Origin of the sequence: Paenibacillus tyrphae (assembly GCF_024158745.1) — a bacterium.
Taxonomy (GTDB): Bacteria; Bacillota; Bacilli; order Paenibacillales; family NBRC-103111; genus Paenibacillus_G; species Paenibacillus_G tyrfis_A.
On the sequence record NZ_JAMZAW010000079.1, the window covers coordinates 1 to 358 of the forward strand.

The 358-nt window shown below is 43.3% G+C and carries 1 protein-coding gene; it reads left to right on the forward strand.

Annotated elements, in window-relative coordinates:
• Nucleotides 1-248, forward strand: a 248-nt coding sequence (locus tag NI000_RS36595; RefSeq protein WP_253416177.1) for a hypothetical protein, incomplete at its 5' end; no start/stop codon positions are given.
• Nucleotides 249-358 lie beyond the last annotated feature (110 nt).

Consider the following 358-nt stretch of genomic DNA (forward strand, 5'->3'; position numbering starts at 1 on the left):
GTATGCTCGTTATATATCTTTTCTCGCTCCGCTTGTCTTCGACAAAAGTCGCTCCAAAACATATATACCTCGCGGTATCAACTAGTAAAACTAAGGATGATTCTAAGCTTAACTTGAAGTTGTTTTCGCTATCTAGTTTTCAAGGAACAATCTCTTCGCTCTCTCGAGCGGAAGATCATCATAAAATAGGTCCTCATGTCACTCAAGCATTAAATGCTGCCAACATTGGTTCCCCATGCCATGTTTGAAAGAGACTTTGCTCTCTCAAAACTGAGCAACGAGTAACGTGCTTATTATGTCCGTCGCCCTACAGACGACATGGACTCCATAGAAAGGAGGTGATCCAGCCGCACCTTCC